The 16,295-nt window shown below is 62.6% G+C and carries 15 protein-coding genes and 1 other RNA gene; 6 read left to right on the top strand and 10 right to left on the bottom strand.

Annotated elements, in window-relative coordinates:
* Positions 1-7: 7 nt before the first annotated feature.
* The 8 genes from RPF88_RS18840 to ffs form a co-directional block, all read right to left on the bottom strand.
* A complete protein-coding gene (locus tag RPF88_RS18840; protein ID WP_027161780.1) occupies positions 8-1,651 on the bottom strand; it encodes an ABC transporter substrate-binding protein in 1,644 nt (547 codons plus the stop codon).
* Between the two features lie 261 nt (positions 1,652-1,912).
* A complete protein-coding gene (locus tag RPF88_RS18845; protein WP_337122901.1) occupies positions 1,913-3,226 on the bottom strand; it encodes a lytic murein transglycosylase in 1,314 nt (437 codons plus the stop codon).
* 26 nt (positions 3,227-3,252) lie between these two features.
* Positions 3,253-3,858, bottom strand: a complete 606-nt coding sequence (recR, locus tag RPF88_RS18850) for a recombination mediator RecR (protein ID WP_013527928.1) — start codon at positions 3,856-3,858, stop codon at positions 3,253-3,255.
* A gap of 192 nt (positions 3,859-4,050) precedes the next feature.
* The gene (locus tag RPF88_RS18855; protein ID WP_013527929.1) at positions 4,051-4,977 is read right to left on the bottom strand and encodes a cell wall hydrolase; all 927 of its coding nucleotides are present in this window, start codon (positions 4,975-4,977) and stop codon (positions 4,051-4,053) included.
* 230 nt (positions 4,978-5,207) lie between these two features.
* Complete coding sequence (locus RPF88_RS18860) at positions 5,208-5,615, bottom strand: hypothetical protein (protein WP_013527930.1); 408 nt, start codon at positions 5,613-5,615, stop codon at positions 5,208-5,210.
* Positions 5,616-5,629: 14 nt separating this feature from the next.
* Complete coding sequence (locus RPF88_RS18865; RefSeq protein ID WP_013527931.1) at positions 5,630-5,953, bottom strand: YbaB/EbfC family nucleoid-associated protein; 324 nt, start codon at positions 5,951-5,953, stop codon at positions 5,630-5,632.
* Between the two features lie 30 nt (positions 5,954-5,983).
* Positions 5,984-7,801: a DNA polymerase III subunit gamma/tau gene (locus RPF88_RS18870; protein ID WP_337122906.1), complete on the bottom strand. Its 1,818-nt coding sequence runs from the start codon at positions 7,799-7,801 to the stop codon at positions 5,984-5,986.
* A 105-nt stretch (positions 7,802-7,906) separates the two neighbouring features.
* An RNA gene (gene ffs / locus RPF88_RS18875) (signal recognition particle sRNA small type) lies at positions 7,907-8,003 on the bottom strand.
* A gap of 172 nt (positions 8,004-8,175) precedes the next feature.
* Between ffs and RPF88_RS18880 the strand changes: the two genes are divergently transcribed.
* From RPF88_RS18880 to RPF88_RS18890, 3 genes are read left to right on the top strand one after another with little or no spacing between them, the layout of a single operon-like run.
* A complete protein-coding gene (locus tag RPF88_RS18880) occupies positions 8,176-8,595 on the top strand; it encodes an HIT domain-containing protein (RefSeq protein ID WP_013527933.1) in 420 nt (139 codons plus the stop codon).
* Between the two features lie 41 nt (positions 8,596-8,636).
* Positions 8,637-9,581: an NAD(+) diphosphatase gene (gene nudC / locus RPF88_RS18885; RefSeq protein WP_013527934.1), complete on the top strand. Its 945-nt coding sequence runs from the start codon at positions 8,637-8,639 to the stop codon at positions 9,579-9,581.
* A 37-nt stretch (positions 9,582-9,618) separates the two neighbouring features.
* Positions 9,619-9,924, top strand: coding sequence for a Dabb family protein (locus RPF88_RS18890; protein WP_027161785.1), 306 nt, complete (start codon positions 9,619-9,621; stop codon positions 9,922-9,924).
* Here RPF88_RS18890 and RPF88_RS18895 read toward each other — a convergent pair.
* Both RPF88_RS18895 and RPF88_RS18900 read right to left on the bottom strand, forming a co-directional pair.
* Positions 9,921-10,784 (bottom strand): prephenate dehydratase, encoded by an 864-nt coding sequence (locus RPF88_RS18895; RefSeq protein WP_013527936.1) that lies wholly within the window; start codon positions 10,782-10,784, stop codon positions 9,921-9,923. The two genes, RPF88_RS18890 and RPF88_RS18895, sit on opposite strands and share 4 nt — an antisense overlap.
* A gap of 9 nt (positions 10,785-10,793) precedes the next feature.
* Complete coding sequence (locus RPF88_RS18900) at positions 10,794-11,522, bottom strand: 3-deoxy-manno-octulosonate cytidylyltransferase (protein WP_027161787.1); 729 nt, start codon at positions 11,520-11,522, stop codon at positions 10,794-10,796.
* 192 nt (positions 11,523-11,714) lie between these two features.
* On the opposite strand from RPF88_RS18900, the gene RPF88_RS18905 reads away from it, so the two are divergent.
* The 3 genes from RPF88_RS18905 to RPF88_RS18915 all read left to right on the top strand — a co-directional run bounded on the left by RPF88_RS18905 (position 11,715) and on the right by RPF88_RS18915 (position 16,295).
* Complete coding sequence (locus RPF88_RS18905; protein WP_013527938.1) at positions 11,715-12,392, top strand: c-type cytochrome; 678 nt, start codon at positions 11,715-11,717, stop codon at positions 12,390-12,392.
* A gap of 157 nt (positions 12,393-12,549) precedes the next feature.
* Positions 12,550-14,427 carry an extracellular solute-binding protein gene (locus tag RPF88_RS18910; protein WP_337122908.1) on the top strand — a complete coding sequence of 626 codons (1,878 nt, stop codon included), beginning with the start codon at positions 12,550-12,552 and terminating at the stop codon, positions 14,425-14,427.
* Positions 14,427-16,295: an extracellular solute-binding protein gene (locus RPF88_RS18915; RefSeq protein WP_337122909.1), complete on the top strand. Its 1,869-nt coding sequence runs from the start codon at positions 14,427-14,429 to the stop codon at positions 16,293-16,295. Before RPF88_RS18910 ends, RPF88_RS18915 begins: the two co-directional genes overlap by 1 nt.

The raw sequence follows: 16,295 nt of genomic DNA on the forward strand, positions 1-16,295 counted from the left end.
GCGAGCACTATTCCTTGGACACCGGTCCGACGAAGTTGGTGTCGAAGCTCGGGCCGAGCGCAAAGCCCTTGAGATTCTTGCGCAGGCCGGCCACTTCCAGCTGCTGGTGGATGACGACGAAGGGGCTGGTGTCGAGGATTTTCTTCTCGAGATCCTTGTACATGTCGGCGCGCTTGCCGGCATCCTTCTCGAGCAGTGCCGCTTCCGTCTGCTTGGTCAGGTCCGGAATGTCCCAGGCGTTGCGCCAGGCCAGCGTCTTGGTCTTGGCCCCATCCGAATTGTCCGGGTTCGAGGCAAAGGTCTGGGCGTTGGAGTTCGGGTCGAAATAATCCTGGCCCCATTGGCCGATATAGATGTCGTGGTTGCGGGCGCGGTATTTGGTGAGCGTCTGCTTGCCGTCGCCCGGGATGATCTCGAGCTTGATGCCGGCCTGTCCGAGCGTCTGCTGGATCGATTCCGCCATCCCGGTCGTCGGCTGGCCGGTGCGTACGTCCATGGTTACGCTGAAGCCGTCGGGCAGACCGGCCTTGGCCAGCAATTCCTTGGCCTTGGCGACATCGAGCTTGAACGGATTCTCATCCAATTCGCCGAGCACGCCCTTGGGCAGGAAGGTCTGATGGATTTCGCCGATGCCCTTGAGGATGGTGGAGCTCAAGGCATCATAGTCGACCAGATACTTGAACGCCTGGCGCACCTCCGGCTTGGCGAGGTTCGCGTTCTTCTGGTTGAGGCTGATGTAATAGACCGTGCCCTTGGGCGCGCTGGTGGTGGTGAGGTCGGCGTTCTTGGCGATGGCGTCGAGGTCGTTCGGTTCGAGATTGCGGGCAACGTCGATGTCGCCAGCCTCGAGCGCCAGGCGCTGGCCCGAGCTTTCCTTCATGTTGCGATAGATGACGCGGGCAAGCTTGGCTTTTTCGCCGTAGTAATTGTCGTTGCGCTCGAGAACGACGGCTTCGTTGGCCCGCCATTCGCGAAGCTTGAAGACGCCGGAGCCGGCATAGCCGGTCTTCAGCCAGGCATTGCCGAAGTCATTGTCCCATTTGTAGTCGGCGCTCGGCGTGACCGAAGCGACATGCTCCTTGACCAGCTTGGCGTCGACCACCGAAGCCACCGTTGCCGACAGGCAGTTCAGCACGAAGCTCGGCGCATAGGCCTTGTCGACGGTGAACTGGAAGGTGCCGTCGTCGACAGCCTTGGCCTTTTCGGTGACGTTGTCACCGCTGATGCCAAACTGGCCGATGATGAAGGCCGGGCTCTTGTCGAGCTTGATGACGCGCTCGAACGACCAGGCGACATCGGACGCCGTGATCGGATTGCCGGAAGCGAATTTCAGGCCGGGCTTGAGCTTGAACGTGTAGGTCAGGCCGTCATCGGAGACGGTCCAGCTTTCGGCAAGGTCGCCCTTGACCTTGGAGGTGTCGCTGAGGTCGAGACGGACAAGCAGATCATAGGTGTTGCCGGTGACCTCGGCGGTCGACAGCTCGAACGCCTCGCCCGGATCCATGGAGATGATGTCGTCGATCGCGAAACCTTCGACCAGCGTGTCGGCGGGCGTGACCGCACCGGCGGGCGCGCCGGCCAGAAGCAGCGCCGACATGGCGGCACCCGCGAGCAGGAAGCGAGAGCGTAGAGCAAACTTTTCCATCATCATTGTGATTGTTCCCTGTTTTGTTGTTTGTTGACCTGAGTTCCCGGCTCAGGGTTGCGGAATTTTTTCGGGGCCTGGAGACGGCCCCTCTGCCCACTTACCGTCGTGGTTTTTGTCCAGTTGGTCAACACCATATCCGGCGGCCCCGTGGCGGGCAACGAGCATTTATACGACGGCTCATTGGGCCAGAAAGGCCGGTGGGGTGTCGACGCATAGGCCAGCCAATCGAGGCTGCCGATCGAGAAAAATCTGCTAATTTCGGAGCTATTTCAGCACTGCGACCAGGTCGGCGTCAGGAAAGCAGGTGGCGGCGCGGCCGTTCTTGGCTTGCCATATGCCGATCGAGCGGCGGGTCTTGAAGCCGGGCAGGCCATCGGCGCTGCCGACATCATAGCCCTTGGCCTCCAGCGCCCGCTGCAGGGCGGCGATGTCCGAACGGTGCAGCCCGCCGACCGCGCCCCAGCTGCCGGCGAAGTTCTGATCGCCATGGGCGATGCGATCGGCGCCATGGCCGATGAACAGCGCGTACAGGTCGCTGGTGTTGTATTGCTTCAGCACGTAGAAATTGGGCGTGGCGACAAAGGCCGGGCCGCTGCGCCCTGCCGGCATCAGCAGAAAGCCTTCGGCCTTCAGCTCACTCACTGGAAACGGTTTGCCGCCGACGCGCTTGATGCCCATATCAGCCCATTGCGAGATTTTCTTGCCCTGGTCCGGGCCTTCCAGCGAACAGGAAACGCTTTCCGGCACCGTCACCTCGAATCCCCAGCCACGACCCTTTACCCAGCCATAGTGGACGAGATAATTGGCGATCGAGGCCAACACGTCGGGCGTCGAGTTCCAGATGTCGACGCGGCCGTCGCCGTCGAAATCGACGGCATGTTTCAGGAACGAGGTCGGCATGAATTGCGGCTGGCCGAGCGCGCCGGCCCAGGACGATTTCATCGCGCCGACCGGAGCCAGCCCGCGCTCGACGATCTCGAGTGCGGCAAGCAGTTCGGTGCGGAAGAAGTCCTTCCTGGTCGACATGAATGCCTTGGTGCCCAGCACTTCGAAGGCGTCATAAGGCATCTTCGCCGCGCCGAATCCGGTCTCGCGGCCCCAGATCGCCAGCAGCACTTCGCCCGGCACGCCATAGCGCTTTTCGATGGCCGCAAGTGTCCTGGCATTGGCGGCTTCGCGCGCGCGCGCGCCCGCCGTCACCGCGCGAACCGTCTTCTCGGCGAAATAGGCGCCGGGTGAGCCGAATTCGGCCTGGTGCTGCTTCTGGGGCGTGGCCGCCTTCTCGCCCGGCTTGACCAGGTCCGGCAGCTTCAGATTGGGCTTGATGCCGTCGAAGGCGGCATCAAAGGTGGTTTTGGAAATGCCTTTCGCCTTGGCCTGCGGCCAGAGGTCGTTCTGCAGCCAGGCGCGGAACTGGTCGTCGATCTTTGCGGCGGAGGCGGGGGTGGAAAAGACCGAGAGAAGAACTGCAAAAAAGGAAAACAGAGCCAATCTGAGAGGTTTGCGTTCCTTCGCACCCCCCTCTGTCCTGCCGAGGGGGGTGCTTGGCACCAGCCTTGGTGGACACGCAAAAATCATGCTCCGCATCCTCTGCCGCAACTTTGTCAAAACGCCGTCCGCGAACGCAGCGCCGCGGCCAGCGTGCCCTCGTCGAGATAGTCGAGTTCGCCGCCGACCGGCACGCCATGCGCAAGGCGCGTCACCTTGATGTCGAAGCCGGACAACTGGTCGGTGAGGTAATGCGCGGTCGTCTGGCCCTCGACCGTCGCATTGACGGCGAGGATGATCTCCTTGACCTCGCCGCCGGCGACGCGATCAACCAGCGAGCGCATGTTGAGCTGCTCGGGGCCGATGCCGTCGAGCGGCGACAGCGTGCCGCCGAGCACGTGGTAGCGCACATTCATCGCCGCCGCGCGCTCCAGCGCCCACAGGTCGGAGACGTCCTCGACGACGATGATGGTGCCGGCATCACGGCGCGGATCGGTGCAGATCATGCAAGGGTCCGATGTATCGACATTGCCGCAGGTCGAGCAGATGCGCACCTTGTCGGCCGCCTCGGCCATGGCGGCGGCAAGGGGCGACAAAAGCTGCTCTTTCTTCTTGATCAGATGAAGGGCGGCACGCCTGGCCGAACGGGGTCCCAGCCCCGGCACCTTGGCCAGGAGCTGGATCAGACGTTCGATCTCGGGACCGGCGATTCGCTTCGACATCGCTCTGATCTAGAGCAATTCCAGGAAAAGTGCGAAGCGGTTTTCCGTCCGGAATTGCGTCAAAACGAAAAGCTGGAGCGGTTCACCGTTTCCGCGAAACGGTGAACCGCTCCAGGATTTTTCAGAGCGCTTTGGAACATCTGCATCCGCATGACCGACATATTGGGCCTTGGCGGACCCGCGGGGCGCAGATCAGTTGGTCTCGAGCGGCCGGCCCTGGCTGACAATCATCGCGCCAATGGCGTCTGTGTTCTCAGGCGTCGACTGGAACCCCATCGACGCCTCTTGCGGCGCGTCTTGAACCGACGAGATGACCCTTGTGTTCAAGCTTCCGCCAAAACGCGCGGCATCCGGCTCTTCCATCGGCTCCTGCATCGCCACCACCGTCGGCTCTTGCGAGACACGCGCGGATTTCGCGGCCGGCGCGGCGGCGGCGGTCACATAGGTCTGCTGGGCGGGAGCGGATCGAACGGTTGCCGTCCTGGCTGGACGCACCGGCTCGGCGGACGCGACCATCGTCACCGGCGCGGCTGACTTGTCGGGCGCCGCCGAGGCAATAGCGACCTGCGGCTCATCCGGCAGCGGCTGCCAGTTGCGGCCGCGCTTCTCGTAGAAGGCATTGCCGCCGGCAACCATCGTGTAGTGCATGTTCTTGTAGGGGAAGCGGAGGCCGGCTGTGTGGAAGAACATGGTGTTCTTGAGCTTGGACTTGCGCTCGCCCTTCAGCACCGCGTCGGCGGCTTCCTCGACATCGGGCATTGCGCGTGAATTCATCGGCCTTGTCATGACACCAGGCGCGAACTGCCCGGGCTCGCCCACCACTTGGCAGATGGTGCTGCCATGGTTGCCGGAGCGCAGCCGGTTCATCACCACCGTGCCGACCGCGATCATGCCGTCGCGGCTCGAGCGGTTCGACTCGAAGAACATCGCCCGTTCCAGGCATTCCTTGTCCTTCGGCGTGTGGCTGTAGGCCCCTGAACTCAGGAAACCCGGCGTGATGGCGTCGGTCAGGCTGGCGACGGACATGCCGTGTGAAGTGGTCTGGCTGCAGGCAGCCAAAAACAGGGGTGAAATGACGGCGCCGAGCAACAGCGGCGTCTTCCATCGCGTGGAAATCAACAGGTAACCCTCTCACTTCGTGCCCGCCCCCAGGCTGCGGCAAGAATGAGACACTTTCGGGCAAAATGATGGCCAAAACGTTATTAACAACGTACTGTTGCCAAATTGGCACAATTTCGTGGCTTTCCAGATAGATCGAGCCGTCATTTCACAAAAGCGATGACCGCTCTCTCTTTGTTTCGCCGCAATTGCCCCAAGGGAAAGCACCACGCGATTTTTCCTGAAGCGATCTACCGCCCGGCCGCTATCGCGGCCGGCTGGCCAGGCTCAAGCTCCTCGACCTTCTCCGAAAACAGGCCGCGCCGGAGGAACAGCGTCCGCGCCTCCCTGGCCGTCGGCGCGATCTTTCCCGGCCAGTCGCTGTCTATGAACTCAGCCTTGGTGAAGTCCGGATTTGTCTCGCTTGCCGCCTCGAGGAATTCGGCGATCTCCAGCACGATCGCGCGCTCGTCCTTCGAAAGCGCGGATGTGCCGGCTTCGATCGATGGGCGATGGAGGAAATCCTCGAACAGATAGAAATAACCCTTGATGCCGACGAGATCGACGCCGTCGTCACAATCGGCCAGGATTTCCAGGATCTCGTAGATCCTGTTGCGGATACGCTGCTCGATCAGTCTTTCGGACGGCTCTTCGGCCATGGCCGCACCGAAGGCTAGAAGGGCAGTTTCATTCCCGGCGGGATCGGCAGGCCCGCGGTCAGCGCCTTGGTCTTTTCCTGCATGATCTGCTCGACCTTGGTCTTGGCGTCGTTGTGAGCGGCCAGCACCAGGTCTTCCAGGATCTCGACATCGTCTTCCTTGAACAGAGACGGATCGATCTTCAACGACTTCATCTCGAATTTTCCGGTCAGCGTCACATTGACCAGGCCGCCGCCGGCCTGGCCGGACGCTTCCAGCGTGGCGATCTCGTCCTGCATGGCCTGGAACTTGGCCTGCATTTCCTTCGCCTTGCCCATCAGGCCGAGAAGATCTTTCATGGTCGGGTCCTTTGCGGATTCGTGGCTGGATCAGGGTTCATCGTCGTCAGCCGGCGGCTCGACCGGCACTTCGGCCTCTGCCGTTTCGGCTTCCGGCGCGTCCGGAATGCGCACGTCGATGATCTTGGCACCGGGAAAGCGCGCCAGGATGGCGGCCACTGTCGGGTCGCTCTTGGCATCGAGAAAAGCCGTCTCGCGTTTGGCCGATTCCATTTCGGCGAGCGTCTGGCCGCCCTCTTCCTTCGACAGCGAGACAAGCCAGCTGCGACCGGTCCAGGCGCGCAATTTCGTCGTCAGGTCGTTGAGCAGCATCTTGGGCGCATCGCTGGTCAGGCCAACGTCGATGCGGCCGGGCTCGATGCGTACAAACCGGATGCAGCTTTTGACCAGCACCTTGAAGGCGATGTCGCGCTGCGCGTCTGCCAGGGCAATGATGTCGGCCAGCGATTTCAGCGGCGCCGATTGCGCCTCCGTGACCGGCTCCGGCGGAGCGACGTAGGCAACGGGCGCAGGCGAGGCTTCGACCAGCCGCATGGTCTGCGCGCCGCCCGGGCCAGACGGCATGCGCGTCTGCGCCACCGCGCTGGCGCCGTTGCCGTTGCCTCCCCCTGCAGGCGCCCCATTTGGGCGCAGCGCGCCATTCTGCGCCGGCGCGGCGCCTTCAAGCGATCTCAACGCCTCGTCCAGCGTCGGCAGGTCGGCGGCATGCGCCAGCCGGATCAGCACCATTTCGGCGGCACTGACCGGCCGGTTGGAGGACTGCACCTCTGGAATGCCCTTGAGCAGCATCTGCCATGTCCGCGACAGCACCCTGACCGACAGCGTCCTGGCGAAATCGGCGCCGCGCTGCCGCTCGTCCTCGGACAGCGAGGCATCCTCGATGGCCGTCGGCACGAAACGCAGCCGGGTGACGAGGTGGTTGAATTCGGCAAGGTCGGTCAGCACGGCGGCCGGATCGGCGCCGGTATCGTACTGCGCACGGAATTCGCCAAGGGCTGCCGCGACATCGCCTTTCATCACATGTTCGAACAGGTCGACGATGCGGGCGCGGTCGGCAAGCCCCAACATCGCCCGAACCGCATCGGCGCCGACAGAGCCGGCGCCATGGGCGATCGCCTGGTCGAGGATGGAGAGCGAATCACGAGCCGAGCCTTCGGCGGCGCGCGCGATCATCGCCAGCGCGTCGTCGTCGACCGAAATGCCCTCCTTGGCCGAGATCGAGGCGAGATGCCCGACCAGCGCGCCGGCGTCGATGCGCCTCAAGTCGAAGCGCTGGCAGCGCGACAGGACGGTGATCGGGACCTTGCGGATCTCGGTGGTGGCGAAGATGAATTTGACGTGCGGCGGCGGCTCTTCCAGCGTCTTCAGAAGGCCGTTGAAGGCCTGCGTCGACAGCATGTGCACTTCGTCGATGATATAGACCTTGTAGCGGGCCGAGACCGGCGCGTAGCGCACGCGCTCGATGATGTCCCTGATGTCGTCGATGCCGGTGTGCGAGGCGGCGTCCATCTCGATGACGTCGACATGGCGGCCTTCCATGATCGCCTGGCAATGTTCGCCGAGGACGGCAAGGTCGACCGACGGCTGGTCGATATCAGCGGTTTTATAGTTCAGGGCGCGCGCGAGGATGCGCGCCGTCGTCGTCTTGCCGACGCCGCGCACGCCGGTCAGCATCCAGGCCTGGGCGATACGGCCGGTGGCAAAGGCGTTGGTGAGGGTGCGCACCATCGGCTCCTGGCCGACCAGCTCGGAGAAGTTCGAAGGACGGTACTTGCGTGCCAGCACGCGATAGGCGGCGGCCTTGCCTATCTCCAGGCTTTTTGGTCCCGAATTTCCGGCTTCGCTCATACGCCCGTAAAGCTCCAAATGGCCGCGCCCGAAGGCGGCCGATTCCTGCGCATAGTCTCGCCCGCGCTGCAATGCGTCGTCAATGTCGCGAGAGGGGCCGATGAGGTGGGAGGCTGGAACAATGACCCGTTCCGGGCTCGTTAGGGCTGCTTCCTTCCGGACCTGACCCGGTTGGCGAGTGGATCGTCCACCACCAACCTCCCGCTTTCCATATCGGCAATTGCGCGACGAAATGCAAGTGCGCCGCAGAAATCGCAAAAATATGGAATTGGCGCACCAAAGCGTGAGGGGCGCAATGATTCGCTTGCAGCCCCCCTGCCGCCGCTCTAGCGTTCCTGCGTTTGAGGAAAACAAGAAAAGCAAGGGAAACGCCGATGCTGCCGGGCCTGAAGGCCGGATTCACGCTGGACGCACGGCTGGAGGCGGACAGCGAGCAGTTGATGTGGCTTGGGCTGTGCGAGCTGCGGGTGATGAACGACCGCCGCTGGCCATGGCTGCTGCTGGTGCCGCAGCGGCCGGGCGCGGAGGAAATCCACGACATGACGCCGCTTGACCAGGCGATGCTGACCTTCGAGACCAATATGGTGGCGCAGGCGCTGAAGAAAGCGACCGGCTGCACCAAGATCAACACCGGCGCGCTCGGCAACATCGTGCGCCAGTTGCACATCCATGTCATCGCGCGTTCTGAAGGCGATCCCGGCTGGCCAGGTCCTGTGTGGGGACATGGCCTGCGAGAGCCCTATCAGCGTTCCGACTTGCGACGGTTTGCCGAAACGATCAAGGCGGCGCTATAAGCGTTCCCTGTGTCCATCCCTCAACATATTCCAGAGTCCCCATGAGCTTCCGCCTGTTTGACGCGCCTTTGCGCGAGCCGAGCCAGTTCGTCGGCTTCGCCGGCAACACGATCGACCGGCAGTCCGAGAACCGCGCCGACGATTCGGTCGACAAGGCGCTGGCCGATCCGGCGACGCGGCTGCTTCTGATGCATGGCGGCCGGCTCTATCTGAAGCTCGGCGATGGCGGCGCTCTCGATCCCTGGTTCGGTGCGACCGAGAGCGAGCCCTTCAAGGTTTCCCTGGCGCAAGGCATCCTGCTCGGTTTTTCCGAACGAGGACCGGTGCTGGCCGTGCCCGCGGGCGTCGAACCCGAACAGCTTCCGGAAACAGTCAAGGCCATCGACTACCGCTCGGTCTACATGCAAGGGCTGATCGACGAGGCGGCGGCCGGCGCGATGGCGCAAGGGGCGGCTTTGCTCGCCTGGCATGCCAGCCATCGCTTCTGCAGCAAATGCGGCACGGAATCGCAGATGCGGGCCGGCGGCTACAAGCGGCATTGCCCGAATTGCGGCACCGAACATTTTCCGCGCACCGACCCGGTGGCGATCATGCTGACGGCGACGCGGGAGAAGTGCCTGCTCGGGCGCGGCCGTCATTTCGCGCCGGGCATGTATTCGGCCCTCGCCGGCTTCATCGAGCCGGGCGAGACGATCGAGGCGGCGGTGCGCCGCGAGACGCTGGAGGAGGCCGGCATCCGGCTTGGCCGCGTCGTCTACCACGCCAGCCAGCCCTGGCCGTTTCCCTATTCGCTGATGATCGGCTGCTTCGGCGAGCCGCTCAATGACGATATCCAGGCCGACCTCAACGAGCTTGAGGACTGCCGCTGGTTTTTTCGCGACGAGGTGCGCCGGATGCTGGAAAGGACGCACCAGGACAATCTGATCACGCCGCCGAAAGGCGCCATTGCGCATCACCTCATCCGCGCCTGGGTCGATTCAGAATGATGGCAGCGAACACCTAAAGACATTGCAGGAGCAGGACATGATCCGTCACACCGTCGTTTTCACGCTGAAGCATCCGCCGCATTCGCTGGAGGAAAAGCGGTTCCTGGTCGACGCCAAGAGGATCCTCACCGCGATCAGGGGCGTCACGCATTTCGAGCAATTGCGGCAGATCAGCCCCAAGAACGACTATCGTTTCGGCTTCTCGATGGAGTTCGCCGACCAGGCCGCCTACACCAGGTACAACGACCATCCAGACCATGTCGCCTTCGTGCGCGACCGCTGGGTGCCGGAGGTCGAGACCTTCATGGAGATTGACTATGTGCCGCTGGGCGCGGTGATCTAGTCCGCAACCTTCCACTGTTCACGCGACTCGCTGGCCGGATAGACGCCGAGAATGCGCACTTCGCGCGAGAAGAAACGAAGCTCGTCCAGCGCCAGCTTGACCAGCGGATCGTCGGGATGGCCCTCGATGTCGGCGTAAAACAGCGTCGCCGTGAAAGCGCCCAGCTGGTAGCTCTCCAGCTTGGTCATGTTGATGCCGTTGGTGGCAAACCCGCCCATGGCCTTGTAGAGCGCGGCCGGCACGTTGCGGACGCGGAAGATGAAGGTCGTCATCATCTTGACGTCGGGCGACGGGCGCTCGGCCCATTGCTTGTTCTTGGTCAGGACGACAAAGCGGGTGACGTTCGAGTCGGTGTCCTCGACGTTTTGCTCGATGATATCGAGCCCGTAGAGGGTCGCGGCCAGGGCCGGCGACAGCGCCGCCATGCTGCGGTCCTTGACCTCGGAGACCATTTTGGCGGCGCCGGCCGTGTCGCCGGCGACGATCGCCTTCCAACCGTTCTTGCGAACGTATTTGCGGCACTGGCCAAGCGCATGGATGTGGCTGTGCACCGTCTTGATCTCGTCGCGCTTGACGCCTGGCAGCACCATCAGCTGGAAATGGATCGGCAGGAAATATTCGCCGACGATGTGCAGCTTCGATTCCGGCAGGAGATGATGGATATCGGCGACGCGCCCGGCAATGGTGTTCTCGATCGGGATCATGGCGAGGTCGGCCTTGTTGGTCTCGACCGCGTTGAAGGCATCCTCGAAGGTCGGGCAGGGCAACGGCTCCATCGAAGGAAACATGTTGCGGCTGGCGGTGTCGGAATTGGCGCCCGGCTCGCCCTGGAAGGATATTCTGTTGGTCTTTTCAGGCATGCCGATATCTCAGGTTGAAAGGATTGTTCTGGCGCGTTCGAGGTCTTCAGGCGTGTCGACGCCGAGCGGCAGCGACTGGACGATCTCGGCGTCGATGCGCATGCCGGCTTCCAGCGCCCGCAACTGTTCCAGCCGCTCGCGCCGTTCGAGCGGCGACGGCTTCAGCGCGACGAAACGCTCGAGTGCTTCGCGGCGATAGGCGTAGAGGCCGACATGATGGTAGAGCGGCCCCTCGCCCCAAGGCGCCGTGGCACGGGTGAAATAGAGCGCCCTCAGCCTGCTGCCGGAAAGCGGCGAGCCGACGATCTTGACGACATTGGGATTGGTCTTTTCCTCATCGCGGACGATCTCGACGCCGAGCGTGGCGATATCCACCGCACTGTCCTCGAAAGGCCTGAGCGACGCGGCGATGATCCGGGGATCGATGGTCGGCAGGTCGCCCTGCACATTGACGATGGTTTCGACCTTGCGCCCGGGGTCGAGCGCGACCAGCGCCTCGTGGATGCGGTCGGAGCCGGATTCATGATCCATGCGCGTCATCACGGCCTCGAAACCGTGCGCGCGCACGGCTTGCGCCACGCTTTGCGTGTCGGTCGCCACCACCACCCGGCCAAGGCCGGCTTCGGCGGCGCGGCGGGCGACATGGACGATCATCGGGGCGCCGGCGATGTCGGCCAGCGGCTTGCCCGGCAGGCGGGTCGAAGCCATGCGGGCCGGGATCAGGATCAGCGTGGACATTTCGGGTGCAAGGCGTCTCGAAAGAGGACAGGGAAAGTGGCAAAAGGTCTCACTGGAAGCGCCCTTATAGGTGTTGCAACGCCGCAGCAAAAGACCTAGTTTCCGCCCGATTTGACCGCCCTGGCAGGACGGTCACGATACCGACGGACGGAGTGGACGGTTCTGTCCGCCGGAAAAGGGAGCAAGGGGCGTATGGATTCCAACGAAGTCAACAAACTGCTCGCCGGATTGCTCGGAACCGTTTTCGTCGTCTTCTCGGTCGGCATTGTGTCCGATGCGCTGTTTGCGTCGCCGGCGCCGGAAAAGCCTGGTTTCGCCATCGAGGCCGCCGAGCCCGCCGAAGGCGGTCCGGCCGCGCCTGCCGCCGCGGCCAAGCCGATCGCCGATCTGCTGGCGACCGCCAATGTCGAGCAGGGTGCTGCCGTCTTCAAGAAGTGCCAGGCCTGCCATTCCGGCGAAAAGGGCGGCCCCAACAAGGTCGGCCCGGACCTGTGGGACCTCGTTGACCGCCCGGTCGCCGAGCATGAAGGCTTTGCCTATTCGGCCGGCATGAAGGAATTCTCCAAGGGCGGCACCGAGAAGTGGACCTACGACAACATCAACCACTTCATCACCTCGCCGAAGAAGTTCGTGAAGGGCACCGCCATGGGCTTCGCCGGCCTGCCCAAGGACGAGGACCGCGCCAACGTCATCGCCTATCTGCGCACGCTGTCCGACAATCCCAAGCCGCTGCCGGCACCGGGGGCTGCCGCCGATGCAGGCGCCAAGCCTGCCGATGCAGCCGCTCCGGCAAAGCCGGCTGAGGGTGCCGCGCCGGCCGCTCCCGCCGCCCCGGCTCCGGCCGCACCGGCACCGGCGCCTGCCCAATAATTTCTATATCATCTCAACGACCTTGAAAAAGCCGGGTTCAGCCCGGCTTTTTTATTGGGAAAACCGCATAGGCGGCGACAAAGCCGCGCATGACGGTTTTCACGAGCGCCAAATCATCTAGATTGCCCATGAACGGGCATCGCGAAGAGGATAGTGCATGACGGTTGGCCGAACGCTTCTCAAGTCGTTGCTGGCGGCAGCCCTTCTGGCGGCGGGATTGCAGGCTGCCCGCGCCGACGAATGGCGCACCACCTCATCGCTGATCGGCGAGTCCAAATACGGCGCCAATTTCCAGCACTACGATTACGTCAATCCGAACGCGCCCAAGGGCGGCACGCTGAACTCGGTGGTGCCAGGCACATTCGACAGTTTCAATCCCTATGTCGTCCAGGGATCACCGGCCGCCGGCCTGGTCGGGTTCGGCGGCGGCCTGCTCTACGACACGCTGATGGAGCAGGCGACCGATGAAGGCAGCACCAGCCATCCGCTGATCGCCGATGCCTACAAATATCCTGATGACTATTCCTCCGCGACTTACCGGCTCGATCCGCGCGCCAAATGGCATGACGGCCAGCCGATCACCGTCGATGACGTGATCTGGTCGTTCCAGGTGCTCAAGGCCAACAGCCCGCAATACAGCCGCTATTTCGAGAATGTCACCGATGCGGTGGCGATTTCGGAGCGCGAGGTGGAGTTCCATTTCAACCAGAAGGGCAATCGCGAACTGCCCAAGATCATCGGCGACCTCGCAGTGCTGCCGAAACATTGGTGGGAAGGCACCGATGCCAACGGCAAGAAACGCGACGTGACCAAGCCGACCCTGGAAATCCCGCTCGGTTCGGCGGCCTACAAGATCGCCAGCTTCAAGCCGGGCTCGGAGATCATCTGGCAGCGTGTGCCGGACTACTGGGCGGCCAAGCTGCCGGTGAAGATCGGCCGCGAGAACTTCGACACCCGACGCTACACCTATATCCTCGACGACAATGCTGCCTGGCTCGCCTTCACCAAAGGCGGACTGGAAGACATCAACCGCGAATACAGTTCGCGTAAGTGGGCGACGGCTTACAATTTCCCGGCATTCCAGGCCGGCGATGTCATCAAGAAGGATTTCCAGACCCAGGCGCCGCAACCGATGCAGGGTTTCGTCCTCAACCAGCGGCGGCCGCTGTTCCAGGACCGGCTGGTGCGTGAGGCGCTGACCATCCCATTCGATTTCGAGAGCATGAACCGCACCCTGTTCTTCGGCTTCAACACCCGTACATCGAGCTATTTCCAGGGCACAGAACTGGCGTCGAGCGGCCTGCCGCAAGGCAAGGAACTGGAGATCCTGGAAAAATACCGCGACAAGCTGCCGCCCGAACTTTTCACCCAGGAATTCAAGCTGCCGGTCTATGATTCGCCGCAGGCGGAACGGAAGTACCTGAAACAGGCAGTCGATCTCTTCGCCAAGGCGGGCTGGGTGATCAAGGGCGGCAAGATGGTCAATGCCAAGACCGGCGCGCCGTTCAAGTTCGAGATCCTCGGCTGGAACGACACTGACCAGGTGATCGCCAGTCCCTACATCGCCAATCTGCGCAAGATCGGTGTCGATGCCACTTTGCGCATCATCGACCAGACGCAGTACATCAACCGCGTCAACAATTTTGATTTCGATGTCGTCACAGGCATCCTCCAGCAGTCGGAATCGCCGGGCAACGAGCAACGCGACTTCTGGAGCTCGAAAGCTGCCGATTCGCCCGGTTCGCGCAATCTGATGGGCATCAAGGATCCGACCATCGACGCGCTGGTCGATCGCATCATCTTCGCCACCGATCGCGACGATCTCGTCGCCGCCACCCATGCGCTCGACCGCATCCTGCTGTGGAACTTCTATGTCTTGCCGCAATATCACCGGTCGGCGGTGTGGCTGGCCTATTGGGACAAGTTCAAATTCCCCGACAAGCAGCCCGCCTATGTCGGTGCCGACATCGATTCCTGGTGGATCGACCCGGACAAGGAGAAGGCGCTGGCGGCCAAATACAAGGGCGGCAATTGATGGCGGCCCTGCCCCGCCGCGACTTTCTCGCCCTGGGCAGTGCCGCGGCAGCCGCTGCCCTGTTGCCCGGCCGGGCCTTCGCCGACATTGCGACCGGCATCAAGCTGCATGGCCTGTCGGCCTTCGGCGACCTCAAATACAAGCCCGATTTCGCGCATTTCGACTACGTAAATCCGGACGCGCCCAAGGGCGGCCAGATGAATTTCGCGCCGCCGAACGCAACCCTCAATCAGAGCTTCCTGACCTTCAACACGTTGAATTTCCTGGTGTTGAAGGGGGAGGCGCCGCCGCGCGCCGAACTCTGTTTCGATTCGCTGATGACAAGCGCGCTCGATGAGCCGGATGCAGTCTATGGCCTGCTTGCCGAAACCGTTACCCTGTCGCCAGACCGCAACGGTTTCCGCTTCGTGCTGCGACCGCAAGCGCGTTTCCACGACGGCTCGCCGCTGACCGCGCAAGACGTTGTCTTTGCGCTGAAGCTCTATAAGGACAAGGGCCATCCGAACCTTTCCCAGGCGTTGCGGTACATGACCGACGTGGTTGCGGTCGATCCCACCACCGTCGATCTCACCCTCAACGGCAAGCAGTCGGCGCAAAACGTCCTTGCGATCGTGGGGATGCCTATCGTCTCCAAGGCCTTTTACACGGCCAATGATTTCGATGCTTCGACCATGACGCCGCCGCTTGGCTCGGGACCCTACAAGATTGGACGCGTGGCGGCCGGACAGACGGTCGAATATGACCGCGTCGCCGATTATTGGGGCCGCGATCTCCCGGTGAACCGCGGCCTCTACAATTTCGACCGCATCCGCATCGACTTCTATCTTGACCGGCAGGCGGCTTTCGAGGCCTTCAAGAAAGGCGACACGCATTTTCGCGAGGAATTCACCTCACGGGTATGGGCGACCGGATACGACTTTCCGGCGCTGAAGGACGGCAAGGTCCTCAAACGGGAATTTCCCGGCGAGAAGACGCCTGACATGCAGAGCGTCGCGCTGAACCAGCGTCGTCCGCAATTCCGCGATGAGAGGGTGCGGCGGGCGATCGCCAGATGTTTCGATTTCGAATGGATGAAGCGGGCCTTGTTTTACGGCTCCTACGAGCGTTCTCAATCGAACTTCGAACGATCGGATTACAAGGCCGAAGGCCTGCCCTCGCCTGACGAATTGGCCCTGCTGGAGCCATTCCGGGCCGAGTTGCCGGCAGAGGTTTTCGGTGAAGCGGTAACACAGCCCCTGTCCGACGGTTCGGGCCATGACCGCAAGCTGCTGGGCGAGGCTTCGAGACTGCTTGCGCAAGCCGGCTGGAAGCGCGACGGAAGTTTCGTCGTCAATGACAAGGGTGAGCGGCTGCGGGTCGAAATGCTGGCGGAGGACGATGGCATCGTTCGTATCTACACCCCGTGGTCGGAGAATATGAAGGCGATCGGGATCGACGCATCGATCCGGCAAATCGATTCGGCGCAGTATGAGCAGCGGCACAGCAATTACGACTTCGATCTTGCCTTGCTGCATTGGTCGATCGGGGCGACGCCGACTGACGACAGCCTGCAGATGCTCTATGATTCCCGCATGGCGAAAATCCCGGGGCAACGCAACTATCCGGGCACCGAAAGCAAGGCCATCGACGCCCTGATCGCGGCAGCAGCCAAGGCGAAAGACCGTATAGAACTCGTCACGGCGCTCAGAGCGCTCGACCGGGTCTTGCGCGCGCGGCTGGACTGGATTCCAACATACTATCTGGCGAATCACCGCGTCACCTATTGGGACATGTTCGGCTTTGTCGAACAGAAGCCTGATTTCGGCTTTCCGGTCGAGACGCTGTGGTGGTTCGATAAGGGCAAGGCGGCAAGAATTGGCAAAGGCTGA

The organism is Mesorhizobium sp. ISC11, assembly GCF_037162595.1.
GTDB classification, from domain to species: domain Bacteria; phylum Pseudomonadota; class Alphaproteobacteria; order Rhizobiales; family Rhizobiaceae; genus Mesorhizobium; species Mesorhizobium ciceri.

What these genes read in the sequence shown, in the direction of transcription:
- RPF88_RS18840 (WP_027161780.1), bottom strand. Translation starts at nt 1,651, where the DNA reads ATGATGATGGAAAAGTTTGCTCTACGCTCTCGCTTCCTGCTCGCGGGT.
- RPF88_RS18845 (WP_337122901.1), bottom strand. Translation starts at nt 3,226, where the DNA reads ATGATTTTTGCGTGTCCACCAAGGCTGGTGCCAAGCACCCCCCTCGGC.
- recR (WP_013527928.1), bottom strand. Translation starts at nt 3,858, where the DNA reads ATGTCGAAGCGAATCGCCGGTCCCGAGATCGAACGTCTGATCCAGCTC.
- RPF88_RS18860 (WP_013527930.1), bottom strand. Translation starts at nt 5,615, where the DNA reads ATGGCCGAAGAGCCGTCCGAAAGACTGATCGAGCAGCGTATCCGCAAC.
- RPF88_RS18865 (WP_013527931.1), bottom strand. Translation starts at nt 5,953, where the DNA reads ATGAAAGATCTTCTCGGCCTGATGGGCAAGGCGAAGGAAATGCAGGCC.
- RPF88_RS18870 (WP_337122906.1), bottom strand. Translation starts at nt 7,801, where the DNA reads ATGAGCGAAGCCGGAAATTCGGGACCAAAAAGCCTGGAGATAGGCAAG.
- RPF88_RS18880 (WP_013527933.1), top strand. Translation starts at nt 8,176, where the DNA reads ATGCTGCCGGGCCTGAAGGCCGGATTCACGCTGGACGCACGGCTGGAG.
- nudC (WP_013527934.1), top strand. Translation starts at nt 8,637, where the DNA reads ATGAGCTTCCGCCTGTTTGACGCGCCTTTGCGCGAGCCGAGCCAGTTC.
- RPF88_RS18890 (WP_027161785.1), top strand. Translation starts at nt 9,619, where the DNA reads ATGATCCGTCACACCGTCGTTTTCACGCTGAAGCATCCGCCGCATTCG.
- RPF88_RS18895 (WP_013527936.1), bottom strand. Translation starts at nt 10,784, where the DNA reads ATGCCTGAAAAGACCAACAGAATATCCTTCCAGGGCGAGCCGGGCGCC.
- RPF88_RS18900 (WP_027161787.1), bottom strand. Translation starts at nt 11,522, where the DNA reads ATGTCCACGCTGATCCTGATCCCGGCCCGCATGGCTTCGACCCGCCTG.
- RPF88_RS18905 (WP_013527938.1), top strand. Translation starts at nt 11,715, where the DNA reads ATGGATTCCAACGAAGTCAACAAACTGCTCGCCGGATTGCTCGGAACC.
- RPF88_RS18910 (WP_337122908.1), top strand. Translation starts at nt 12,550, where the DNA reads ATGACGGTTGGCCGAACGCTTCTCAAGTCGTTGCTGGCGGCAGCCCTT.
- RPF88_RS18915 (WP_337122909.1), top strand. Translation starts at nt 14,427, where the DNA reads ATGGCGGCCCTGCCCCGCCGCGACTTTCTCGCCCTGGGCAGTGCCGCG.